15 protein-coding genes are annotated in these 21,437 nt (G+C 61.9%); 13 read left to right on the forward strand and 2 right to left on the reverse strand.

The features are described from left to right. The first annotated feature begins 55 nt into the window (after positions 1-55). The 11 genes from cbiE to G3N95_RS21430 all read left to right on the forward strand — a co-directional run bounded on the left by cbiE (position 56) and on the right by G3N95_RS21430 (position 17,631). A complete protein-coding gene (gene cbiE, locus G3N95_RS21375; RefSeq protein ID WP_205972059.1) occupies positions 56-1,261 on the forward strand; it encodes a precorrin-6y C5,15-methyltransferase (decarboxylating) subunit CbiE in 1,206 nt (401 codons plus the stop codon). Next, positions 1,261-2,361 (forward strand): cobalt-precorrin-5B (C(1))-methyltransferase, encoded by a 1,101-nt coding sequence (locus tag G3N95_RS21380; RefSeq protein ID WP_205972060.1) that lies wholly within the window; start codon positions 1,261-1,263, stop codon positions 2,359-2,361. Before cbiE ends, G3N95_RS21380 begins: the two co-directional genes overlap by 1 nt. Beyond that, positions 2,358-3,095, forward strand: a complete 738-nt coding sequence (locus tag G3N95_RS21385) for a cobalt-precorrin-6A reductase (protein ID WP_205972061.1) — start codon at positions 2,358-2,360, stop codon at positions 3,093-3,095. Before G3N95_RS21380 ends, G3N95_RS21385 begins: the two co-directional genes overlap by 4 nt. Further along, a complete protein-coding gene (cobM, locus tag G3N95_RS21390; RefSeq protein ID WP_205972062.1) occupies positions 3,092-3,823 on the forward strand; it encodes a precorrin-4 C(11)-methyltransferase in 732 nt (243 codons plus the stop codon). The genes G3N95_RS21385 and cobM overlap by 4 nt, the downstream gene beginning before the upstream one ends. A gap of 520 nt (positions 3,824-4,343) precedes the next feature. Beyond that, positions 4,344-13,121 (forward strand): hemagglutinin repeat-containing protein, encoded by an 8,778-nt coding sequence (locus G3N95_RS21395; protein WP_205972063.1) that lies wholly within the window; start codon positions 4,344-4,346, stop codon positions 13,119-13,121. Beyond that, positions 13,118-13,525, forward strand: a complete 408-nt coding sequence (locus G3N95_RS21400) for a hypothetical protein (RefSeq protein WP_205972064.1) — start codon at positions 13,118-13,120, stop codon at positions 13,523-13,525. Before G3N95_RS21395 ends, G3N95_RS21400 begins: the two co-directional genes overlap by 4 nt. 125 nt (positions 13,526-13,650) lie before the next feature. Then, the gene (locus G3N95_RS21405) at positions 13,651-13,935 is read left to right on the forward strand and encodes an adhesin (protein WP_205972065.1); all 285 of its coding nucleotides are present in this window, start codon (positions 13,651-13,653) and stop codon (positions 13,933-13,935) included. Then, the gene (locus G3N95_RS21410) at positions 13,932-14,288 is read left to right on the forward strand and encodes a hypothetical protein (protein ID WP_205972066.1); all 357 of its coding nucleotides are present in this window, start codon (positions 13,932-13,934) and stop codon (positions 14,286-14,288) included. Before G3N95_RS21405 ends, G3N95_RS21410 begins: the two co-directional genes overlap by 4 nt. 65 nt (positions 14,289-14,353) lie before the next feature. Beyond that, on the forward strand, positions 14,354-14,917 hold the full coding sequence (locus G3N95_RS21415) for a hypothetical protein (protein ID WP_205972067.1): 564 nt from the start codon (positions 14,354-14,356) through the stop codon (positions 14,915-14,917). A gap of 242 nt (positions 14,918-15,159) precedes the next feature. Continuing rightward, positions 15,160-15,477 carry a hypothetical protein gene (locus G3N95_RS21420; protein WP_205972068.1) on the forward strand — a complete coding sequence of 106 codons (318 nt, stop codon included), beginning with the start codon at positions 15,160-15,162 and terminating at the stop codon, positions 15,475-15,477. A 372-nt stretch (positions 15,478-15,849) separates the two neighbouring features. Next, the gene (locus G3N95_RS21430) at positions 15,850-17,631 is read left to right on the forward strand and encodes a ShlB/FhaC/HecB family hemolysin secretion/activation protein (protein WP_205972070.1); all 1,782 of its coding nucleotides are present in this window, start codon (positions 15,850-15,852) and stop codon (positions 17,629-17,631) included. Between the two features lie 171 nt (positions 17,632-17,802). Here G3N95_RS21430 and G3N95_RS21435 read toward each other — a convergent pair whose 3' ends face one another. Together G3N95_RS21435 and G3N95_RS21440 are read right to left on the reverse strand one after the other, a co-directional pair. Beyond that, positions 17,803-19,281, reverse strand: a complete 1,479-nt coding sequence (locus tag G3N95_RS21435; RefSeq protein ID WP_205972071.1) for a sodium:solute symporter family protein — start codon at positions 19,279-19,281, stop codon at positions 17,803-17,805. Beyond that, entirely contained in the window at positions 19,278-19,490 is a 213-nt protein-coding gene (locus G3N95_RS21440; RefSeq protein WP_205972072.1) for a DUF3311 domain-containing protein, read from the reverse strand. Before G3N95_RS21440 ends, G3N95_RS21435 begins: the two co-directional genes overlap by 4 nt. Before the next feature lie 321 nt (positions 19,491-19,811). Between G3N95_RS21440 and G3N95_RS21445 the strand changes: the two genes are divergently transcribed. Together G3N95_RS21445 and G3N95_RS21450 are read left to right on the forward strand one after the other, a co-directional pair. After that, the gene (locus tag G3N95_RS21445; protein WP_205972073.1) at positions 19,812-20,483 is read left to right on the forward strand and encodes a MarC family protein; all 672 of its coding nucleotides are present in this window, start codon (positions 19,812-19,814) and stop codon (positions 20,481-20,483) included. Positions 20,484-20,543: 60 nt separating this feature from the next. After that, a complete protein-coding gene (locus G3N95_RS21450; protein WP_205972074.1) occupies positions 20,544-21,377 on the forward strand; it encodes a class II glutamine amidotransferase in 834 nt (277 codons plus the stop codon). Positions 21,378-21,437 lie beyond the last annotated feature (60 nt).

The raw sequence follows: 21,437 nt of genomic DNA on the forward strand, positions 1-21,437 counted from the left end.
TTGAACACGGCCCGCCGCAGCGTTTTCAGACCATCAAGCAGATGAGGATCGAGGCATGCGGGCCTGGCTGACCGTGGTGGGAATGGGCGACGACGGGTTTGCCGGTCTGGGAAAGGTGGCGCGGCGCGCGCTGATCGACGCGTCGGTGATCTATGGCGGCGAGCGGCATCTGTCGATGCTGCCCGTGTGTCTGAACGCCGTGCGCGAGCCGTGGCCGCAGCCGTTCGACATCGCGCCCGTGCTCGCGCGGCGCAACACGCCCGTGTGCGTGCTGGCGAGCGGCGACCCGATGTTCTACGGTGTCGGCGCGACGCTCGCGCGCCATCTTCCCGCCGATGAACTGCGCGTGCTGCCGGCGCCGTCGTCGGTGTCGCTTGCCGCCGCGCGGCTCGGCTGGGCGCTGCAGGACGTGCCGACGATGTCGCTCGTCGGACGCCCGCTCGCGGCCTTGCAGACGCATCTGCACGACGGCGCGCGCGTGTTCGTGCTGAGCGCGGACGGCACGACACCCGCCGCCGTCGCCGCATGGCTCGGCGAACGCGGCTTCGGCGCGACGCGCATGATCGTGATGGAGCATCTGGGCAGCGAGGCCGAACGCGCAATCGACGCGCGCGCGCATGAATGGTCGATCGGCGAGACGGCGGCGCTGAACCTGATTGCGCTCGAATGCCGGCGCGCTGCACCCGATGCGCCGCGCCTCCCATTGACACCCGGATTGCCCGACGACGCATTCCGTCACGACGGCCAGTTGACGAAGCACGACGTGCGCGCGCTGACGCTCGGCCGTCTCGCGCCCGCGCCCGGCGAGTTGCTGTGGGACGTGGGCGCGGGCTGCGGTTCGATCGGCATCGAGTGGATGCGCGCGCACGCCAGCTGCCGCGCGATAGCGATCGAAGCGAACGGCGAGCGCCAGGGTTTCATCGAGCACAATCGCGACGCGCTCGGGGTGCCGGGCCTGCAATTGATCGCGGGCAAGGCACCCGCTGCATTGCAGGATTTGCCCGCGCCGGACGCGATCTTCATCGGCGGCGGCGTCACGGTGGAAGGCGTGCTCGACACCTGTTGGCGTGCGCTGAAAAGCGGCGGGCGGCTGGTGGCGAATGCCGTCACGCTTGAAGGGGAAGCGGCGCTGATTGCGTGGCGCGCGCAGCATGGCGGCACGCTGACGCGCATCGCGCTCGCCGAAGCCCAGCCGCTCGGCGGCTTCGAAACGTGGCGTTCCGCGCTGCCGGTCACGCTGCTCGACACCCGTAAACCGTGATGCGCGACGAAACACCCGAACAACCTGCGCCGCTACGCAGCGGTTACACGACAGGAAGCTGCGCAACGGCGACCTCGCTGGCGGCGGCGCGTCTGCTGCTGACGGGTATCGCCAGCGATGTCGCCGAGATCGTGCTGCCGAAAGGCCAGCATGTGCCGATGAAGCTGGTCTTCTGCCGCTTGCTGAACGATGGCAAGGACGGCGCGGAAGCGGGCACCGTCAAGGATGCGGGCGACGATCCCGATGTCACGCACGGTGCCGTCGTGTTCGCGCGCGTCTGCCTTGCCGATACGCCCGGCGTGCGTTTTCATGCGGGCCCAGGCGTCGGCACGGTGACGCGCGCGGGGCTCACGCTGCCCGTCGGCGAGGCCGCCATCAACCCGGTGCCGCGCCAGATGATGACGGCACATCTCAGCGATCTCGCCGCGGAATGCGGCTATGCAGGCGGCTTCGAAGTCTCGATCGGCGTGGAGAATGGCGAAGCGCTCGCGCAGAAGACGATGAACCCGCGTCTGGGCATCGTCGGCGGATTGTCGATACTCGGCACGACGGGCATCGTGCGGCCCTTTTCGTGCTCGGCGTATATCGCGTCGATCCACCAGGGCATCGACGTCGCGCGCGCGAACGGCTATCGGCATATCGCGGCGTGCACGGGCAACGCGAGCGAAGACGCGATGCGCGCGTACTACCGGTTGCCCGATATCGCGCTGATCGAAATGGGTGATTTTGCGGGGGCGGTGCTCAAGCATCTGAAACGCGCGCCCGTCGACAAGCTGAGCATGTGCGGCGGCTTCGGCAAATTGAGCAAGCTGGCGGCGGGGCACCTCGATCTGCATAGCCGCAATTCGAGCATCGACTTGCCGCAGCTCGCGCAATGGTGTGCGGGGCATGCAGCCAGCGACGCCGCGTTGCAGGCCGCGATCGTCGGCGCGAACACGAGTCAGGAAGCGCTGGCGATGGCGCTGAAGAAGGGCGTGCCGCTCGGCGATATCGTCTGTGCGCGGGCGCGCGACGTGGCGCGCGAGATCGTGCCTGCGTCGGTCGAAGTGGAGATGTTCGCGATCGACCGGCAGGGGCATATCGTGGGAGAGGCGCGATGAAGCGTGTGCTTTTGCTCGGCGGCACGGGCGACGCATTGCAGATTGCGCGGCAACTGGCGGCGCACCATGTGTATAGCCTTGCCGGACTCGGACGCGTGCCGGAAGGGCTGGCCTGCGAAGTGCGCGTCGGCGGATTCGGCGGCAGCGAAGGGCTGGCACGCTACATCGAGAGTGGAGGCATTGCGCTCGTGATCGACGCGACGCATCCGTATGCCGCGCAAATGAGCGCGAATGCAGCCGCTGCGTGCCGCGCGACGAACATGCCGTGCTGGGCGCTGCGCCGCGCTGGCTGGACGCCGCAAGCGGGCGACGACTGGCGCATGGTCGACAGTTGGGATGGCCTCGTCGATGCGATCCGTCCGTTCAGGCGCGTGCTGTTCACGTCGGGTCGCGAGCCGCTCGCGCATCTGGACGAGATACCGGCGCATCAGTACTGGATCGTGCGCTGTCTCGACGCGCAGCCGGGCAATGAGCGCGCGCGCATCATCGATGCACGCGGCCCGTTCGATATCGATGGCGAGCGGGCGTTGTTCGCGCTGAATCGCATCGACGTGCTCGTGACCAAGAACAGCGGCGGTTCGGCGACGCAGGCGAAGCTCGATGTCGCGCGCGAGCTGAAGGTGCCCGTCGTGATGATGCGGCGACCGGCGCTGCCTGAAGTCGATCGCGAGTTCGACAGTCCGGTGCAACTGCTGCGCGCATTGAACGAAGAAGATTGGAGTGGTGAGAGATGACGGTGTTTTTTATCGGCGCGGGACCGGGCGACCCTGAACTGGTCACGGTGAAGGGGCAGCGACTGGTGCGCACATGTCCGGTGATTCTGTACGCGGGCTCGCTCGTGCCGGAGGCCGTGTTGAGCGGGAACGTCGCGGAGAAAGTGGTGAACACGGCCGAACTCGATCTCGACGCGATCGTCGCTTTGCTGGCCGACGCACACGCGAAAGGGCAGGACGTCGCGCGCGTGCATTCGGGGGATCCGTCGTTGTACGGCGCGATCGGCGAGCAGATTCGCCGCCTGAGAGCGCTCGGCATTCCGTACGAGATCGTGCCGGGTGTGACGGCGACGGCCGCGTGCGCGGCGGCGCTCGGTGTGGAGTTGACGTTACCCGACGTGTCGCAGACGCTGATTCTGACGCGCTATGCGCGCAAGACGTCGATGCCGGAAGGCGAGCAGCTTGCGGACCTGGCGCGACATCGCGCGACGATGGCGATTCATCTCGGCGTGCGGCACCTTGCGCGCATCGTGGAGGAACTGACGCCGCATTACGGCAGCGACTGTCCAGTGGCGGTGATTTATCGCGCGAGCTGGCCGGATGAAGAGAAGGTGACGGGTACGCTGGCGGATATCGTTGGTAAGGTGCAGGCGACGGATATCGAACGAACGGCGTTGATTCTGGTGGGGCGCGTGCTGGATGCGGAGCATTTCGCCGATTCGACGCTGTATGCGAAGGAAGCGGAGTAAAAAAAGTGGAGTAGCAACGAAGAGCGATGGCGACGCGCACACGCGAGCGCGTTACCGTGAGAAGGATGGGGACGTTGGGTGCCGTGGGTAGGAACTCGCACTGACGGTGTGAGTCCGCGTTGTTTCCGGGGACACCCACGGGGCACACGCGGGTTGATCGCCAATCACTGTCGACAGACGACACAAGCGATTCGATTCGTCGCGCCTGCACGAGAGCGATTTTTCGAGCTGGTCCCATGGTGGACCGAACGGCGATATCCCTAACCTGACTGCGCGCATATCCCGTATGCGCTTGAAGATTAAGGCTGCCCTACCTACCAGCCAAGCAAGCTTTCTTTACAGCCCGCCTCCGAGCGGGCTTTCTTTCGTCGGCCGGTTTGCAGCTTTTCCTCGCGCAATCAGAAAAGACCTATTTCGCTCGACGTGTTGCGCGTGCGTCAGCCTTTGCAAACCTTGACACTTCCGCCTTCGCGAGTCCGATAGGTTTACCGATTCAGCTTAATTCGCATAACGAATAACAATGAATCAGAGAAGCTATCGGCTGGTATTCAGCAAACTGAGAGACATGCTGATCGCAGTCGAGGAGAACGCGACGGCCTCCGGAAAATCGGCCGGCGAAACACGCGTCTCCGGACGCGCATCGAAGAAGACAACCCACTCACCACTGCAACGCCTGGCGGCACTGCTGCCCGCCGTCGCGCCGCTTCTGGCGTTCGCGCAGATCGTTCCGGGCGGCGCGCACGCGCCCGGCGTCATCAGTACGCAGAACGGCATTCCGCAGGTCAACGTCAATCGACCGTCCGGTGCAGGCGGTGTATCGATGAACACCTACAGCCAGTTCGACATATCGAAAAACGGCGCAATTCTGAACAACGCGAACCGGATCGCGAACACGCAGCTTGCGGGCTACATCAACGGCAACCCGAACTTCGGCCCGAACGATGCCGCGAAGATCATCGTCAATCAGGTCAATTCCAGCAGCGCGAGCCAGATCAACGGCTATGTCGAAGTCGCCGGACCGCGTGCCGAAGTCGTGATCGCGAACGGCTCGGGCATCAGCGTGAACGGCGGCGGCTTTATCAACACGTCCCGCTCGATTTTGACCTCAGGCTCGCCGAACTTCGCGGCGGACGGGTCGCTCGCGGGTTTCAGTGTGACGGGCGGCAACGTCACGATTCAGGGCGCGGGCTTCAACGGCTCGAATATCGACCAGGTGGACCTGATTGCGCGCGCTGTTCAGGTCAATGCGGCCATCTACGCCGGCAAGAACCTGAACGTCATCACAGGCGCGAACAGCGTCGACCACGACACGCTCAATGCAACGCCCATCGCGGGCAGCGGCACCGCCCCTGCTGTGTCCATCGACGTGAGCAATCTGGGCGGTATGTACGCCAACCGCATCCAGTTGGTCGGGACGGAATTGGGTGTCGGCATTTCACTCAAGGGCATCACGGCTGCGCAATCGGGCGACCTCGTGCTGACTACGGCGGGCAAGCTGGTATTGGCCGGACAGACCAACGCGAGCGGCAACATCAACGCTTCTGCACGCGACGGCATCGACAACAGCGGCACCACCTACGCACAGCAGAACGTCAACGCGACGACATCGGGCGCACTCTCCAACAGCGGTACGCTCGCCGCGCAGCAGAACACCAGCATCAGCGCGGGCAGCGTCGCATCGACGGGCACGCTCGGCGCGGGTGTGAACGGCGACGGCACGGTTACGAACACAGGCGACCTGTCGGTGAGTTCGGGCGGCGCGGTCACAGCAACCGGGCGCAACGAAGGCGGCGGCAATACAACGATTCAGGGCGCGTCGCTCAATCTCGCGGGCAGCAATACGTCCGCAAATTCCACGCTTGCACTGACCGCCAGCGCGGGCGACATGAACCTGTCGAACTCGACGACCACGGCGGGCGGCACGCTCGCCGCGAATGCAGCGGGCACGCTCACGAACGACAGCGGCGAGCTATCGGGTAATGGCGTGCAGGTATCGGCGGCGAACATATCGAACGCGGGCGGCACAATGGTGTCCGGCTCGACGGTGAACCTGAACACGGCGGGCGCGCTCAGCAACCGTCACGGCACGATCCAGTCGGCGGCCGGCTCGACGGTCAGCGCGGGATCGCTCGACAACACCGAGGGCCGCGTGGTGTCGCTCAACGCCGACGGCATGACCGTCACGACGACGGGCGTGCTCGTCAACGGCGCGGGCGGCACGCTCGGCTCGAATGGCGCGCTGAATCTAAGCACGGGCACGCTCGCAAATCAGGGGAGCGTCAGCGCAGCGAGCGATGCCACGGTGCGCGCGCAAAGCATCGACAATCACGCGGGCACGATCAGCGCGGGCGGTGCGCTGAATGTCGCGTCGAATGCTGCGCTGAACAACGCGGGCGGCACGCTCACGGGCGCGACCACCACCGCTTCCGCTTCGTCTATCGACAACACGAACGGCGATATCGACGGCGACACGCTCAACATCTCGACGCCCGGTGCGCTGACCAATCGCGGCGGCAGCATCACGCAGTACGGCACCGCCAACCAGATGGTCAGCGCGGGCGGAACGCTCGACAACACAGGCGGCACGATCGCATCGAACGCGGCGAACCTGACCGTCTCAGGACAGACCGTCACGAACGATAGCGGCACGATCCAGCACGCGGGAGCGGGTACGCTGAACGTTAAATCGGCGGGCGCGCTGTCAAACGTGGCGGGCAAGGTGCAGACCAACGGGGCGCTGAACGCAACGGCTGCGAGTCTGAACAACAGCAACGGCACGATCACGGCGCAGAAGGCCGCGCAGATTAGCGCGACCTCGGGCATCGTAAACCACAGCGGTTCGCTCTACGGCGTGGGCGGACTGACAGCGACTACACAAGGCGACTTCGACAATACGGGCGGCTCGGCACAATCAGCGGGCGACCTGTCGCTGTCGGTGGGCGGCGCACTGTTCAACGCGCAAGGCACCATCGCAGCCAACGGCGCGCACGGCACGGCAAACGTCAGCGCGGCCAGCATCGACAACACGGGCGGCAAGCTGACCAATGCGGGCGACGGCGCGACGACCGTCACTTCGTCAACGGGCATCACGAACACGGGCGGCACGCTCGGCGGCAACGGCGACGTGACGGTCAATGCACAGACGCTGTCGAACGACGCAGGCGCGAACCTCGTTGCAGGCGGGGTGGCGAACCTGAACGTCGCGCAGAGCATCAACAACGCGGGCGGCACGCTATTCGGGGGCACGGGGCTGACGCTCAACCAGGCGAACGCATCCGTCATCAACGATGGCGGCACGATCCTCGGCGGGCTGGACGTGTCGGTCAACGTCGCGTCGCTGTCGAACGCGGGCGGCGCGATCCGCGCGAACCGCGACGTATCGACAAGTGGCGTCGTATCGGGCGATGGCGGGATGGTCGCGGGCCGCAACCTTTCGCTTGCCGTCAATGGCGACTACACCAACGATGCGGGCAACAACCTGCACGCGGACGGTGACATGGACGTGCGCGCCACGGGCACGCTCACCAACACGGGGACGCTCGCCGCCAATGGCGCGCTCACCGCGACGGGCGCGAACGTCGTCAACGCGGCTACGGGCGACATCAATTCGGCCAGCACGACCGTCAACGCATCCGGCACGCTGACCAACGCGGGACGCATCGAAGGCGATACTGTCACGACGAACAGCGCGAGCCTCACGAATACCGGTACGGTCATCGGCAACGATGTGACGGTCAATGCGAACGACGTGCAGAACACGGGCGCGACGGCCGTCATCGCGGGCGCGAACCGCGTCCACGTGTATGCGCAGAACTCCGTCACGAACGCGGACGGCGCACTCATTTATAGCGCGGGCAATCTGGAGATTGCGAAGGACAGCACGCGCGATGCGTCCGGCCTGCTGGCGAACCAGACAGGCACGCTCACCAACAGCGCGGCCACCATCGAGGCGGACGGCGATATCGACATCGCGGCGAAAACGGTCAACAACGTTCGTCCGGGCATCGTCACGCAGGCTGGCACGCCGCAGGACGCGGGATCGACGACCCTGACGCTGTGGACGGCTGGCCTCGGAAGCGACCTGTCGGCTGGCGTATTCGGCAACTATCACAGCCTTGACTTCCCGCAATGGAACTGGAGCGCAGGCGCGATTTCCGACCAGACCATCCACGGCCTGGCGGTGCCGGTCACCGTCACGATTCCGGCCTCGCAGGTCACGAACCTGGACACGACCGCACAAACATTCTCGCTTACGCAGCCGATCTACGATCACTACCAGTCGGGCGCGACCGTGGTGGCGCGCAACGTTACGACCAACGCGACGCAGTGGTACAACAGCCTGACGGATAACGGCGACGGTACGGTGTCGATCACGTTCTGGCCGGACTTCGATCCGAACAAGAACATGCGGCCGGACCCGTTACAGGTTCGCTGGGACATCGGCAACCATGACTACGTCGAGAAGTCGCGCACGACACAGACCACGACGACCACCGACCAGCTAGTGAGCGCGGGCAACGGCGCGACGATCCAGGCGCAGGGCGCAATCCGCATCAATGCCGACAACGGCAGCATCAGCAACGACGCGTCGACAATGGCCGCAGGCGGCGACCTCGTCCGTCGCGCGAACGGCGGCAGCGTCACGGATACGGGTGTCGTGCTCCAGCAGAGCGTCGAGCAGGATACGTCTTCGATCTTTTACTGGCATCAGAAGACGGGCGGCAGCAGTTCCACGACGGCGCCCCGCAACGATGGCGCGTTCGACGGCATCAGCCAGTACACGACGACCGTCGATGCTCTCCCTGCAATTGCCACGTCGAACCAGAACGTCCAGACGGATGCGCAGACCATCAGCATCAACTCGGTGAACCGCCAGGGGCAGACAGTCGCCGGTTCCGGCGTGACAGGCGGCAGCGCGGACGGCACGCAGACGGGAACCATCAACGGGCAGTCGAACCGGCCCCAGACGGTCGGCGGTGCAACGGGCGGTATTCCGAACCTGAAACTGCCTGTCAATGGTCTGTACACGTACAACACCGCGCCCGGTGCGGATTACCTGATTGCGACCGACCCGCGTTTTACGCAATACACGAAGTTCATTTCGAGCGACTACATGCTCAACCAGTTGGGTCTCGATCCGACGAAGATCGACAAGCGCCTGGGCGACGGGCTGTATGAGGAAACGTTGATCCGCAACCAGGTCACGCAACTGACGGGCCGCACGTTCCTTGCGGGCTTCACCGACAACCTGGACGAATACACGGCGCTCATGAACAGCGGCGTCACGTATGCGAAAACGTTCGGGCTGGAACCCGGCATTGCGCTGACGCCCGGGCAGATGCAGCAGCTAACAACCGACATGGTGTGGCTGGTGTCGCAGGACGTGACGTTGCCCGATGGCTCGCATCAGAGCGTGCTCGTGCCACAGGTGTATCTGGCGCAGTCGAGCACGGTTGATCTCACGCATAGCGGTGCACTCGTCGCGGGCAACGCGGTGAACCTGAACGCGAGCGGCGACGTGAACAACAGTGGGCACATCGTGAGCAATCTTGCGACGACCGTCATCGGCAACTACATCACGAATAGCGGGATTATCGGCAGCGCCGGGACGACGGCGGTCGTCGCGGTGCAGGACGTGCGCAATTCAAGCGGGCGGATTGGCGGCGGCGATGTCGTCGTGCAGGCCGGGCGCGATGTCATCAACGAGACGCAGACCTACGGCGTGTCGAAGTCATTCACGGATGGTCATTACGCGGGCAGCGCCAGCAGTACCAGCGTTGATGCGGTCGGCACGATTTCGGCGACGAACAGCGCGGCGGTGATCGCGGGCCGTGACGTGAACCTGAACGGCGCACTGGTGCAGGCGGGCGGCAATGCGTCCGTTGTCGCGGGCCGTGATCTGAACGTCGGCACGACCGAACTGACCACGACGAAGGATTCAAGCGGCTACAGCGGGCAGGATTCGCTGCACGAGAAGCAGACGCAGAACCTGGGCAGCGCCATCGTCGCCGGCGGCGACGTGGCGACGGCGTCGGGCCGCAACACGACACTGACCGACGCGACGGTTCGCGCGGGCGGCAACGCGACGATGATCGCGGGCGGCGATCTGACTGTGACGGCGGCGAAGGACGCGAGCACGCACGCCGAACAGTCGATGAGCAACAACAGAAGCCAGCACACGGCTTCGAGCTATGACGAAACCGTCAAGGGTTCGGATGTGAGCGCGGGCGGCAACGTCACGCTAGCGGCCGGTCAGAACGGGACCGGCAATCTTGCCGTGCTTGGTTCGTCCGTGTCGACGGATGCGAATGGCGGCGGCGTCAAACTGGTATCCACGGGTAACGTGACGATCGGCAGCGTGAACGAAACGCACGATTCTCAAAGCTGGTCGCACAACGAGCATTCGGGGTTCATGTCGAAACAGAAAGACACGGACACGGCGAGTTCGCATCAGGTAATCGCTAACGGTTCGACGGTATCGGGCGATACGGTGACGGGCGCGGCGGGTCACGATATGACCATCAGCGGCTCGACGGTTGCCGGGACGAACGATGTAACGCTTGCCGCGGGAAACAACCTTGCTATCAATACGACGCAGGATACGAAGGACAGTACACACTTCCACGAAAAGGAAAAGTCGGGCCTCGGTAGTTCGGGCGGCGCGGCCATTTCCTACGGCACGGTCGACCAGAAGGACACGGCTCACGACAGTTCGCTGACGAACAACGCAAGTCTCGTCGGCAGCACGGACGGTAGCGTCCACCTGTCGGCGGGCGCCGATCTGCACGTGACGGGCAGCGACCTGATCGCGGCACAGAACGTGACGGGCACGGGCGCGAACATCACCATCGATTCGGTCGCGAACACCACGCATCACGACGAAACGCACGAGTTCAAAAAGAGCGGCGTGACGCTCGGCGTCGCGGGCGGCCTCGTCGACATGATCCAGACTGCCGTGGATCAGGCGCAGGCATCGGGCAAGAGCCAGGACTCGCGCGCGTCCGTCCTGCACACGATTGCGGCGGTGGGTAACGTGGCAGGCGCGGCCGAATCGCTTGCGAACGGCACGCCTGATGTGAAGCTCGAACTGAGCTTCGGCAGCAGTAGCAGCAAGAACACCTTCACGGAAGACGGCACGCAGCAGCAGGGTTCGTCCGTCCGCGCGGGCGGCACGGCAACATTTGCGGCGACGGGTAACGGCACGCCGGGCAGCGGCAACCTGACCATCGCCGGTTCCGACGTGAATGCGAACGACGTGCTGCTGGCGGCAAAGAATCAGGTCAATCTCGTCTACTCCACCGACACGGACACGACCCTCAGCACCAACGAGTCGAAGAGCGCGAGCGTCGGCATCTCGTATGGCACGCAGGGATGGGGCGTGGATGCGGCGATGTCGAAGGCGCACGGCGATGCGAACAGCGACGCCGCTATGCAGAACAACACGCACATCAACGGCGCGACCAGCGTCACGATTGCGTCGGGGGGCGACACGAACATCGTCGGCGCGAATGTGAACGGAAAGCAGGTTTCGGCCGACATCGGCGGGAATCTGAACATCGCGAGCGTCCAGGATACGACCGGCGGCAGCGCGCATCAGGAAAGCTCGGGCGGCGGCGTCAGCATCAGTCAGGCGGGAGGCGGCGGCAGCTTCAGCAACCAGCACGGTGACGCACACGGCAGGTATGCGGGCGTGAATGAACAGGCTGGCATCCGGGCCGGAGATGGTGGATTCAACCTCAACGTCAAGGGCAACACGGATCTGAAGGGTGCAGTGATCGCGAGCGATGCCGATGACTCGAAGAACACGCTGTCGACGGGCACGCTCACATTCTCCGATATCCAGAACCAGTCGAATTACGACGCGCATTCGGGTGGATTCAGCGGTGGCGCGTCGGTCGGCATGGCGCAGGACGGAACGGGACCGGCGTCGCGGAGCAACGGCGGCGGCTTCACGCCGATGTTAAGCCAGAGCGATAGCGGTAGCGGTAGCGCCACGACACGCAGCGCCGTCAGCGCGGGCACGATCAACGTCACAGATAAGGATCACCAGACGCAGGACGTGGCGAGCCTGAATCGCGACACGGCGGATACCAACGGCACGGTCGCGAAGTTGCCCGATGTCAACAACCTGCTCGACAAACAGGCTGACATGATGAACGCGTCGAGCGCGGCGGGTCAGGCCGTTGCCACGCAGATTGGCGAGATTGCAAACGCGAAGCAGAAAGCAGCGAAGGATGCGGCGGATCAAGCGGCGGCGGACGGCAATCCCGAACTCGCGGCACAGTATCAGGCCGAGGCCGACAAATGGGATGAGGGGGGAGCGAATCGGGTGGCCCTTCACGTTGCTGGGGGCGCCCTGATGGGAGGACTTGGCGACGGTGGTTTCGGAAGTGCGTTTGCCGGGGCCACTGGAGCAGGGGTGTCGGCGGCGTTTGCGGGCAAGCTGAACGGGCTTGCAGACCAGATTGGCGATGCAACGGGCTCGATGACGCTAGGCAACGTGGCGTCGAACGTGCTGGTTGGTATGGGTGGTGCGCTGGTTGGCGGTAGTGCCGGTGCGTTCACTGCGTCGAATGCGGACCTGTATAACCGCAGCACCGGAAATGGTGATGGCAAGGGCGGCACGGGCAGCGAGTTCCTGGACAGGCTGGGCGATGCGCTCGTGTCCACGGCGACAGATCCGCTTGGCGCGTTAAACCATGCACTGAACAGCATTCTTCCGTCACCTTCGGGTCAGCAGCCACCCGCCGATCCCAATCCACTAGTGCAAGCCAATGATGGTGGCAATACTCCGTCTGGTCCTGCTGGAGCGGTCGTGACGCCGCCAGCCTATGCGATGACGCCTGAGGGTCCAGTGCCGGTTGCGCCGGGTATTGTTGTGCCGGGGTATGTGCCGGGTAATGCGATACTTAACAACGATGGCGGTGGCGACGCTCAGCAAGGTGCATCTAAATCATCGGGCGATGCAGCACGATTGACTGGGCAACAACGCGAGGAAACGGTCGCCAACATCGTCAACGGTGCAACTTCGGGCGAAAAGGTCGCTGTCCCCGGCATTGGATCGACGGACATCGATGTGGTTGCGCCAAACGGCGACCTGATCGCTGTCGGTGGGCCTGCCAAGGCGAACAATCTTGGGAAGTTGGGACAAGAGCTTCGTATCTATCAAACGATAGCTGATCAACGTGGCGTCTCTGCGCAGGTCTACTTCGCAGAGGGAACCCCGCAGTCGGCGATCAACCTTGCGACTAAGATTCTTGGCGAAGGCAACGTAAAAATATTCCCTGGGAGTAAATGATGGCAACTCGCATCTTTCGTGTTTCAATCCCTGAGGGTTTGGATCTGGCATTTACTTTCATAGCCGCCTGCATCGATTCCGCGGGCTTGACGATCAAAAATCCTGAGACTGACAAGATCACCTCTTGGTCAGACGAAGGGGAACAGGTTGTGACCGCGTCGGAGAGGATATTGCCAAAAATTAATTCTGGTGAGCTGACAAACGTGCAGTTTTGGAGTTCTTCCAGTGACGACATGTTCGTGTCTTGGAGCAGGGACGGTTGCTTGAGCACTTTCTCCCTTCATCTTGATGGGGTGGATGTCACCCAGTCTGTGGCAGTGGCATCCAAGCTTATCGAAGGGTTACTTACTAAGTACACCAGCAAGCAGATTGCGGGCGATGTCTTTGCCGTGAACTTCGAATAAATGCCACACCGGGGTATGGGGCCGGTAACGCTACGCTGAACAGTGGCGACAATCAACAGTCGAGCAGCGGTTTTGATTCCACTCCTGGGCGAGTCCAGTCGCGTATTAACGTTACTAACGACGGCATGGATCACATCGGCGATCGTCACCTCGATCCGACAGTGAATGCAAGCCAATTTACAATCAGTGAAAACGATTTGCGCAATTTACTGCAAGATCCGAATACTGTCTCAACGCCGATCAGCAAGACTGTTCAAAGCGGCGCCGATGTGAGCTATGTCCGCGAAGTGAATACTGGGCAAGTCATCGGAACAGATAAGTTCAATAACAATCAACCGACTACCGTAATGACAGTTCTGACTGACCGATACGGGAACCTCGTGACAGCCTTTCCTGGGAAATTGAAATGAGTATAGGCAAAAATGGAACATTGGAGGCTATTCGACGCGACCTGCTTCAAAGCTCCGCAAGTTTGCTTGCTGGTAATGAAACAGATGCTCTAGGGCTAGCTCTGCGTCGCTTGTTTCCAGAAATAGCATATGCGTTCGTGGTGCATTGGATACCGGAGCAAGCGGAGGATATTTACTGGGTACTGGTGAGTCCGACGGAGGTTGCGGAGATTGAGATTCCACGAGGTGAGTATGCAGAGGGGAACACTCCGTTGCTAAAGGTACTAGACGTTGCGGTCTATCAGAAGATGCGACATTCGCGCGACGTTCGACAGAGATTGGAAATTGGACTTGAACTGATTAAGAGCATTTAAGCTCCGCAAACAACAAACCCGGCGTCTGCCGATTTTGGGGCGAAGGCGGGACCTATCGCGTTGCGATGCACACGGCAGGCGGCGCGCTGATCGCGGGCCTCGGTGGTGGCAGCGCGCTTGGCGGCGCGGCTGGCGCGGGCTTGTCGTCGGCGATTGGCGGCAAGCTGAATGCGCTGGCCGACCAGTTCGAGACGGGCAACGGCAGCGGTGCAGACCCCGGCCTGACGGCGGGCAACGTCGCCGCCAACATCATCGCGGGCGGGATTGGTGGACTGGTGGGCGGCAACTCGGGTGCGTTCACGGCATCGAATGCGGACCTGTATAACCGCAGTGAAACCAATGGACAGGGCAACGGCGAAACGAAAAGCGAGTTCATTAATAGCGCCAGGAATGCAAGTGCTGGTGCCTGGAATGGTCTTGTCGCCGTTGCTGAATTGGGTGTCAACTTGCCTAACGGTGGCCCGTTTGCTTCGCCAGGTGACCCCGGCTATATCTCGCTAGACGGGGCGCGATTGCCCTACACCCCGGGAGATCAGATTGGCACTGGTGTAGAGTTCTTTGCTGCAGCTCTTGCTACGAGGGGTACAGGAAAAAGCGCTGCGGTTGAAGCAGTAGGTGATGCTGTTTAGTTCGGTAAGGTTGAAAACCAAATAAGTCACACATTCCGCCACATCGAAGCAACAGGATTCGATCGCGATATTGTGCAGAATGCGATCCAATCCGATCTATCTGGTATCGCCAGTTATCTTCCGCAAGGCCAATACAGCGGAGCAGTTGTGGTGAATGGTGTGAAGCTCGATTACAGCGCGTTTAAGTTGCCCGACGGAACAGTCAATGTCGGACGTATTACTCCACCGAGGACAAAATAAAAATGCGCAAATTGCGACCAAGTGAACTTGCATTTGTCAAGGAAATGCTGAAAGGCGTGCCTGATGAAGAAAGAATCGCCTCAAGCTTGCCGGATAGATTGGTGGACGACATGGACGATGGCGGAATGGGTGGATTAACGTTCATCTCGTCCAGGGAAAATCGCTCCTTAGGACCTGTTTTAGCGGAGAAACAGTTTGCTGACCAAGACGGAGTGGCCGTTTTGGCGACTTTGAATATAGACGACAGCGGCGAGCTATACGAGCTTGACATTTTGAAAGTTGACTTTTCACCGTTGAAAAGCTTTCCCCCAAGTGAATAAATTGAACACTTGGCAAAAACTTATGGCTTCAACGAGTGAGCACATTGAACGTGGCTCCTTGCTTAGATTCGCAGCAGGCTATCCATTCGAGGAATATGTCGTGATGATGGTATGTGAGGCGCCAGATAAATCGGGCAGACTCGGATTGATCGCGATTAGCGGATACAAGGCAGGGATCAATTGCTACGTTGTATTCCCTGAAGAAGCGTCACCGTCGCAACTGTCGACTCGCTGGCTTATTGACAACTGGCACAACGGGGTCTGGCCTGGTGGTGACTTAAGTAATGTCGAATTCCGTGCCCCACTCGAAGCACATCAAATTTAACTCTGCAGGCTCGGCACCGTAGTCGAGCCTAAGTTCCGATCGATTCTATGAAGATAAGCAAGAGGCTGGCGGCGTTGCCGCTCACAGCCCTGGTCACACTCGCGTCCGCGCAACGCGCACCAGCGCCCGCCGATGAAGCGGCAGCGGCCCGCGCGAATGCCGAACAGAACCAGCAGCTACAGCAGCAGCGCGACGCACAGCAGCGCACCCAACAGGTCAACGCGCCTGCCGTGCGCTCGACGGCACAGAAGGCCGAAGGCTTCCCTGTGTTGCCCGTCGAATTGCCGTGCTTTCGCATCGACACATTCGCGCTCGACGTGCCCGCGACACTGCCCGATATCGCACGCAAACACGGCGCATCGAATCTGCCGCTTGATCCGTTCTGGTTCGCGCGCGAATGGCCTGACCACTACAAGGGTCAGTGCATCGGCAAGGTAGGACTCGATACGCTCACCAAGGGATTGCAGCAGACGATACTGTCGCGCGGCTATGTGACCACGCGCGTGCTGCTGCCAGAACAGGATCTGTCGACGGGCACACTCAAGGTCGCGCTCGTGCCAGGCGTCGTGCGCCATATCCGTTTCGCCGATCCTGACACACGCGGCACATGGAAGTCCGCGTTCCCCGCGCGCGACGGCGACCTGCTCGACCTGCGCGACCTTGAGCAAGGGCTGGAGCAAATGAAGCGTGTCGCGTCGCAGGACGTGGACATGAAGATCGAGCCGACAGAAACACCCGGCGAGAGCGATATCGTGCTGAACATGAAGCGCGCGAAGCCATGGAGCTTCGTCGCATCGGTCGATAACTCAGGCACCAAGGCAACGGGCAAGTGGCAAGGCAACGTGAGCCTTGGTCTCGACAACCCGCTCGGCCTGAACGACGTGCTTGCAGCAGGCGCGAACCAGGACCTGTCATTCGGCAACAAGGCACTTGGCTCGCACGGCTTTAACGGCTCGTACTCCGTGCCATGGGGCTACTGGACCGCGACGCTGTCGGGCAACACGAACACGTACTATCAGAACATCGCGGCGGTCAACGAGACGTTCGTATCGAGCGGCAATTCGCAGACAGCCGCGTTCAGGCTCGCGCGTGTATTGTCGCGCAGCCAGACCGACGTACTCGGTGCCTACATCCAGTTGTCGAAACGCTTCGGCGAGAGTTTCATCGAAGGAACGACCATCCCGATCCAGGACCGCAACAACACGTTCATCGAAGCAGGCGCGACCGACCGTCATTATTTCGGCGCGGCACAGTTCGATGGCACGCTCGCGTACCGCCAGGGCGTTCGCGGCCTCGGCGCGACGGGCGATCCGAACCCCGGCCTATACGACCAGACCAGCAAGCCCGCAACCTATCCGACGTATCTGTTCAGGATGGCTGTACTCGACGCGAACCTGTCGATTCCGTTCGCTGTCGCGTCGCAAGCCTTCCGCTACGTGACGACCGTTCACGGTCAGTTCACGAACGACACGCTGTTCTATCTCGACGACCTGACCATCGGCAGCCGCTACACGGTGCGTGGCTTCGACGGCGAAACGATGCTCGCCGCAGAGAAAGGCTTCTACTGGCGCAACGAACTGCAATGGCCGATCTTCCAGACCGGGCAGACGCTCTATGCAGGGATCGACTACGGCCGCGTGTTCGGTCCTAACACGGCGATTCTGGCGGGCACCCAACTCGCGGGCGCGGTGATCGGCATTCGCGGCCTCATACCGGCGAAGTACGCAGGAATCTCGTATGACCTGTTCGTGGGGACACCGATCTACAAACCGGCCGGATTTCCGACCGCACGCGTGACGGTCGGTGTGCAGGCGACGGCACAGTTCTGAGCAAAAGTCTGTCCAACGGGCACGAAGCGGCTCACACTATCGGGCTACATGAAAGGCTCTCGATTGCCTTGCAACGGAACAGAAAGCGGGACCCTGAACGTACGAGCGACTGTACTACCGGACCGAAAAAAGGCCGTGCCTCTCCGCACGGCCTTTTTTCCCAGAGAAAAATCAATGCGTATGCACCTGCGACTGCTCAGCCCGCGCATGCGGCTGAGTCAGAGCACTGACAACAACAAACACGACCACATTCAGCGCGAGCGCAACAAACCCGATATTCACATCCTTCAAAGCATCCGGCAAAAACGGCATCAATTGCGCGACAGTTAGCTTGAAGATAGTCGTCACAGCAACAACAGCGACGCCTACGAGAATCCCGCAAAACGCCCCTTGTTTCGTAGCACGATTTCGCGGCGCAAGACTGCAAACAACAGCAGGAAACAGCTGAGTAACAAAGCTATAACCCATCAACAGCAGCGCAACGATCGTCTCACCGCCGTGCAGCGTAAAGAGCACGGCAACCACCGCGACAACAGGCACGAACATTCGCGCGAGCTTCGCGACAGTTTCATCAGCAGCATTACGCTGCACGAGCCCGCGATAGATATCGTTGGCGAGCAGCGTCGAAGCCGTCGTCAGAATCATCGATCCCGGCACCAGAGCAGTCAGCACGCCCGCGGCACCAATCACCCCGACGAACCACGGATCGAACGTCGCGAGCGACAGCTTGAACAGCGACAAATCGATATCGCCACCCTTGAGTCCCGGCACCTTCAACGCCGCGGCAAAACCGACGAAGAACACGAACAGAAGAATCAGCTGATACAGCGGCAGCACGATCGCATTGCGCCGGAAAATGCGCTCGTCCTTCGCGGTAAACACCGAGCCGAACGTATGCGGCCACATGAAGAAGCCGAGCGCAGTCAGCAGCACCGTCGACTGGAACCACGTCACGCTCGAGCCTTTTTCCGGGAACGTCAGGAAGCCGGGACGCGCCGCGTCGATCGCATGGAACATCTGGCCCAGCCCGCCATAGTAGTGAATGGGCAGATAGATGCCGAGGAACAGCACGATGCCGAGGATCAGCATATCCTTCACGACGGAGTTCCATGCCGAGCCGCGCACGCCCGACATCATCACGTAGATCGTGACCACGGCCGCGCCGATCCAGATGGCCGCCGACGAAGGAATCGCGCCATACGATGCCGTCGACACGATGATGCCGAGCCCCTTCAGTTGCAGCACGAGATAGGGAATCAACGCGGCCACGTCGACGATCGCGACCAGCACACCGAGCGAGGAACTCTCGTATTTGCGCGTGAAGAAGTGCGGCTGCGACACCACGCGATGCGCCTTCGCGAAACGCCACACGGGCGGCAGCATCCAGTACGACAGGATATAGGCGAGGGTGCCGTACGCAAGAATGTAGTAGACGGGCGCGCCCTTGCCGTACGCAAAGCCGCTGCCGCCGAGGAACGTGAACGTCGTGTAGATTTCACCCGCCATCAGCAGGAACACGAATGCCGTGCCGAAGCTGCGGCCGCCCACCGTCCATTGCTCCAGACTCATGTCGTGACCATGACGGGCGCGCACGCCGAGATACAGCGCGAACAGCGTGACGGCGGCGATGATTGCGAGGGCGCTGCTCATGAACGCACCTCCTCGCCCGACGAAGCCTGACGGTTAGCAGGATCGAACCGGTAGATGAGTCCCATGATGACCGAGCTCAGCACCACCCACATGACGATCCACGCAAGCACGAACGGCATGCCGAGCACGAGCGGTTCGACGCGGTTGACGAACGGAACGCCGAGCAGAATGCCGATGAACGGCAGCACGGCGAGCAGACGAAATGACATGGGACAACTCCTCGAATGGGAATGAGTCGGTCTCGATGAACGTCAATTCCTGAAGCAATGACTGGGTGCCGCGCACCGACTGTATGCCTCTTGCCACATTTCGGTAAAGGTCGCCAAAAATATGCAGGTATATTGAAAGGATGTTGCGCAAACGCAGTGCCTGCATGCATCGGCACGCATCGGCATGCATCGAACCCGTGCTGCATTGCATGAAGAAGGTGCCCGCGAATAGCGTGCGGATTTCGTTGCATTTACACTGATCGGCCTTCATGCTCCGTTGCGCGGCGCAAAAAACAAAACCATTCAAGAGCGAATTCATCGATGATTGCGAGCCTCATTTCGGAGATTCTGTTTGGCTTCACAGGGTTGATCAGCATCATCAATCCGATCGCGATCGCCTTCGTGTTTCTCGACCGTACGGACTCGCTGACGGACGCCGAACGCGCCGCGCTCGCGAGGCGCGTCGCCATCAATGCGTTCTTCGTGCTGCTGGTCGTATTCTTTGTCGGCACGCCGATCCTGCATTTCTTCGGCATCTCGATGGAGGCATTGCGCATCGGCGGCGGACTGGCCGTTGCCGTCAGCGCATGGAACATGCTCAACGCGCCCGAACGGCAGCCGAACGAAGCCGCCGTCAAGCCCGTCGATCCCGACAACGCGATGTCGAAGGCATTCTTCCCGTTGACGGTGCCGCTCACGACAGGCCCCGGCACGATGGCGACGGCAATCGCGCTGAACGCGAACCGCAGTCACAAGCTGTCGGAGTTCCTGATGTCGTCGATTGCCTCCGTGACGATTTCGTTTCTTGTCATGCTCGCGATCTGGTTCACGTATAACCATGCTGCTACGTTCGGACGTCTGCTCGGCAAGGAAGGGACGAAGGTGGCCTTGCGGGTGTCCGCGTTCCTGCTCTTGTGCATCGGCGTGCAGATCATCCTGACGGGGCTGTCCGAGTTTCTTGCGCCGATTGCGGCCGGGCGGCTGAACAACTGAGCGCCGCGCTGTGTTTCAAAGCGGCGCGTGCATAGACGTTTTTCATCGAGGAGAGCGATCATGTGCCGCTGGCTGGCTTACACAGGGAACCCCATTCAGCTCGAAGCCGTCCTGTTCAGGGCGAAGCACTCGCTGATCGACCAGAGCCTGCACTCGCGGCTCGGCCAGACCACCACCAACGGCGACGGCTTCGGCGTCGGCTGGTACGGCCAGCCAACCGACATTCCGTTCCGCTACCGCTGCGCGCATCCCGCGTGGAGCGACCGCAATCTGCGCGATGCCGCGCGTGCCGTGCGCGCGGCGCTGTTCGTCGCGCATATCCGCGCGGCGACAGATACGCCGTCGCAGGAAACCAACTGCCATCCGTTTCGCTACGGCCGCTGGCTGTTCATGCACAACGGGCTCATACGCGACTATCCGAAAGTGCGGCGCGACCTGATGCTCGGGATCGACCCGGACCTGTTCGCATCGATCGAAGGCTCGACGGATTCGGAGGTGATGTTCTATCTCGCGCTGACGTTCGGGCTGGAAATCGATCCCGTACTGGCGCTCGAACGCATGGCCGGTTTCGTCGAGGAAACGGGGCGGCGGCACGGCATCGAGGCGCCGCTGAACATGACCGTCTGCGCGACGGACGGCGAGCAGATCGTGTCGGCGCGTTATTCGAGCGAACGGCAGTCGCGCTCGCTCTATCACAGCACGTCGATCCGTCATCTGATGGAGTTGTATCCTGATGATCCGCGTCTGGCCGCCGTCGGCGAAGACGCGTTTCTCGTGCTGTCGGAACCGCTCGTCGATCTGGAAGGGTGGTGGGAAGAAATTCCGGAGTCGACGGCGATCGTCGCGCGGCGCGGCACGATCGACTCGCGGTCATTCGATCCGCATGGAACGTAGGGCCTTTTGCACGTCCAGGCACGCGCGACTCGTGTAAACCCTGATACGCGACGCGCGTCC

Source organism: Paraburkholderia sp. Tr-20389, from assembly GCF_017104565.1.
Lineage (GTDB): Bacteria > Pseudomonadota > Gammaproteobacteria > Burkholderiales > Burkholderiaceae > Paraburkholderia.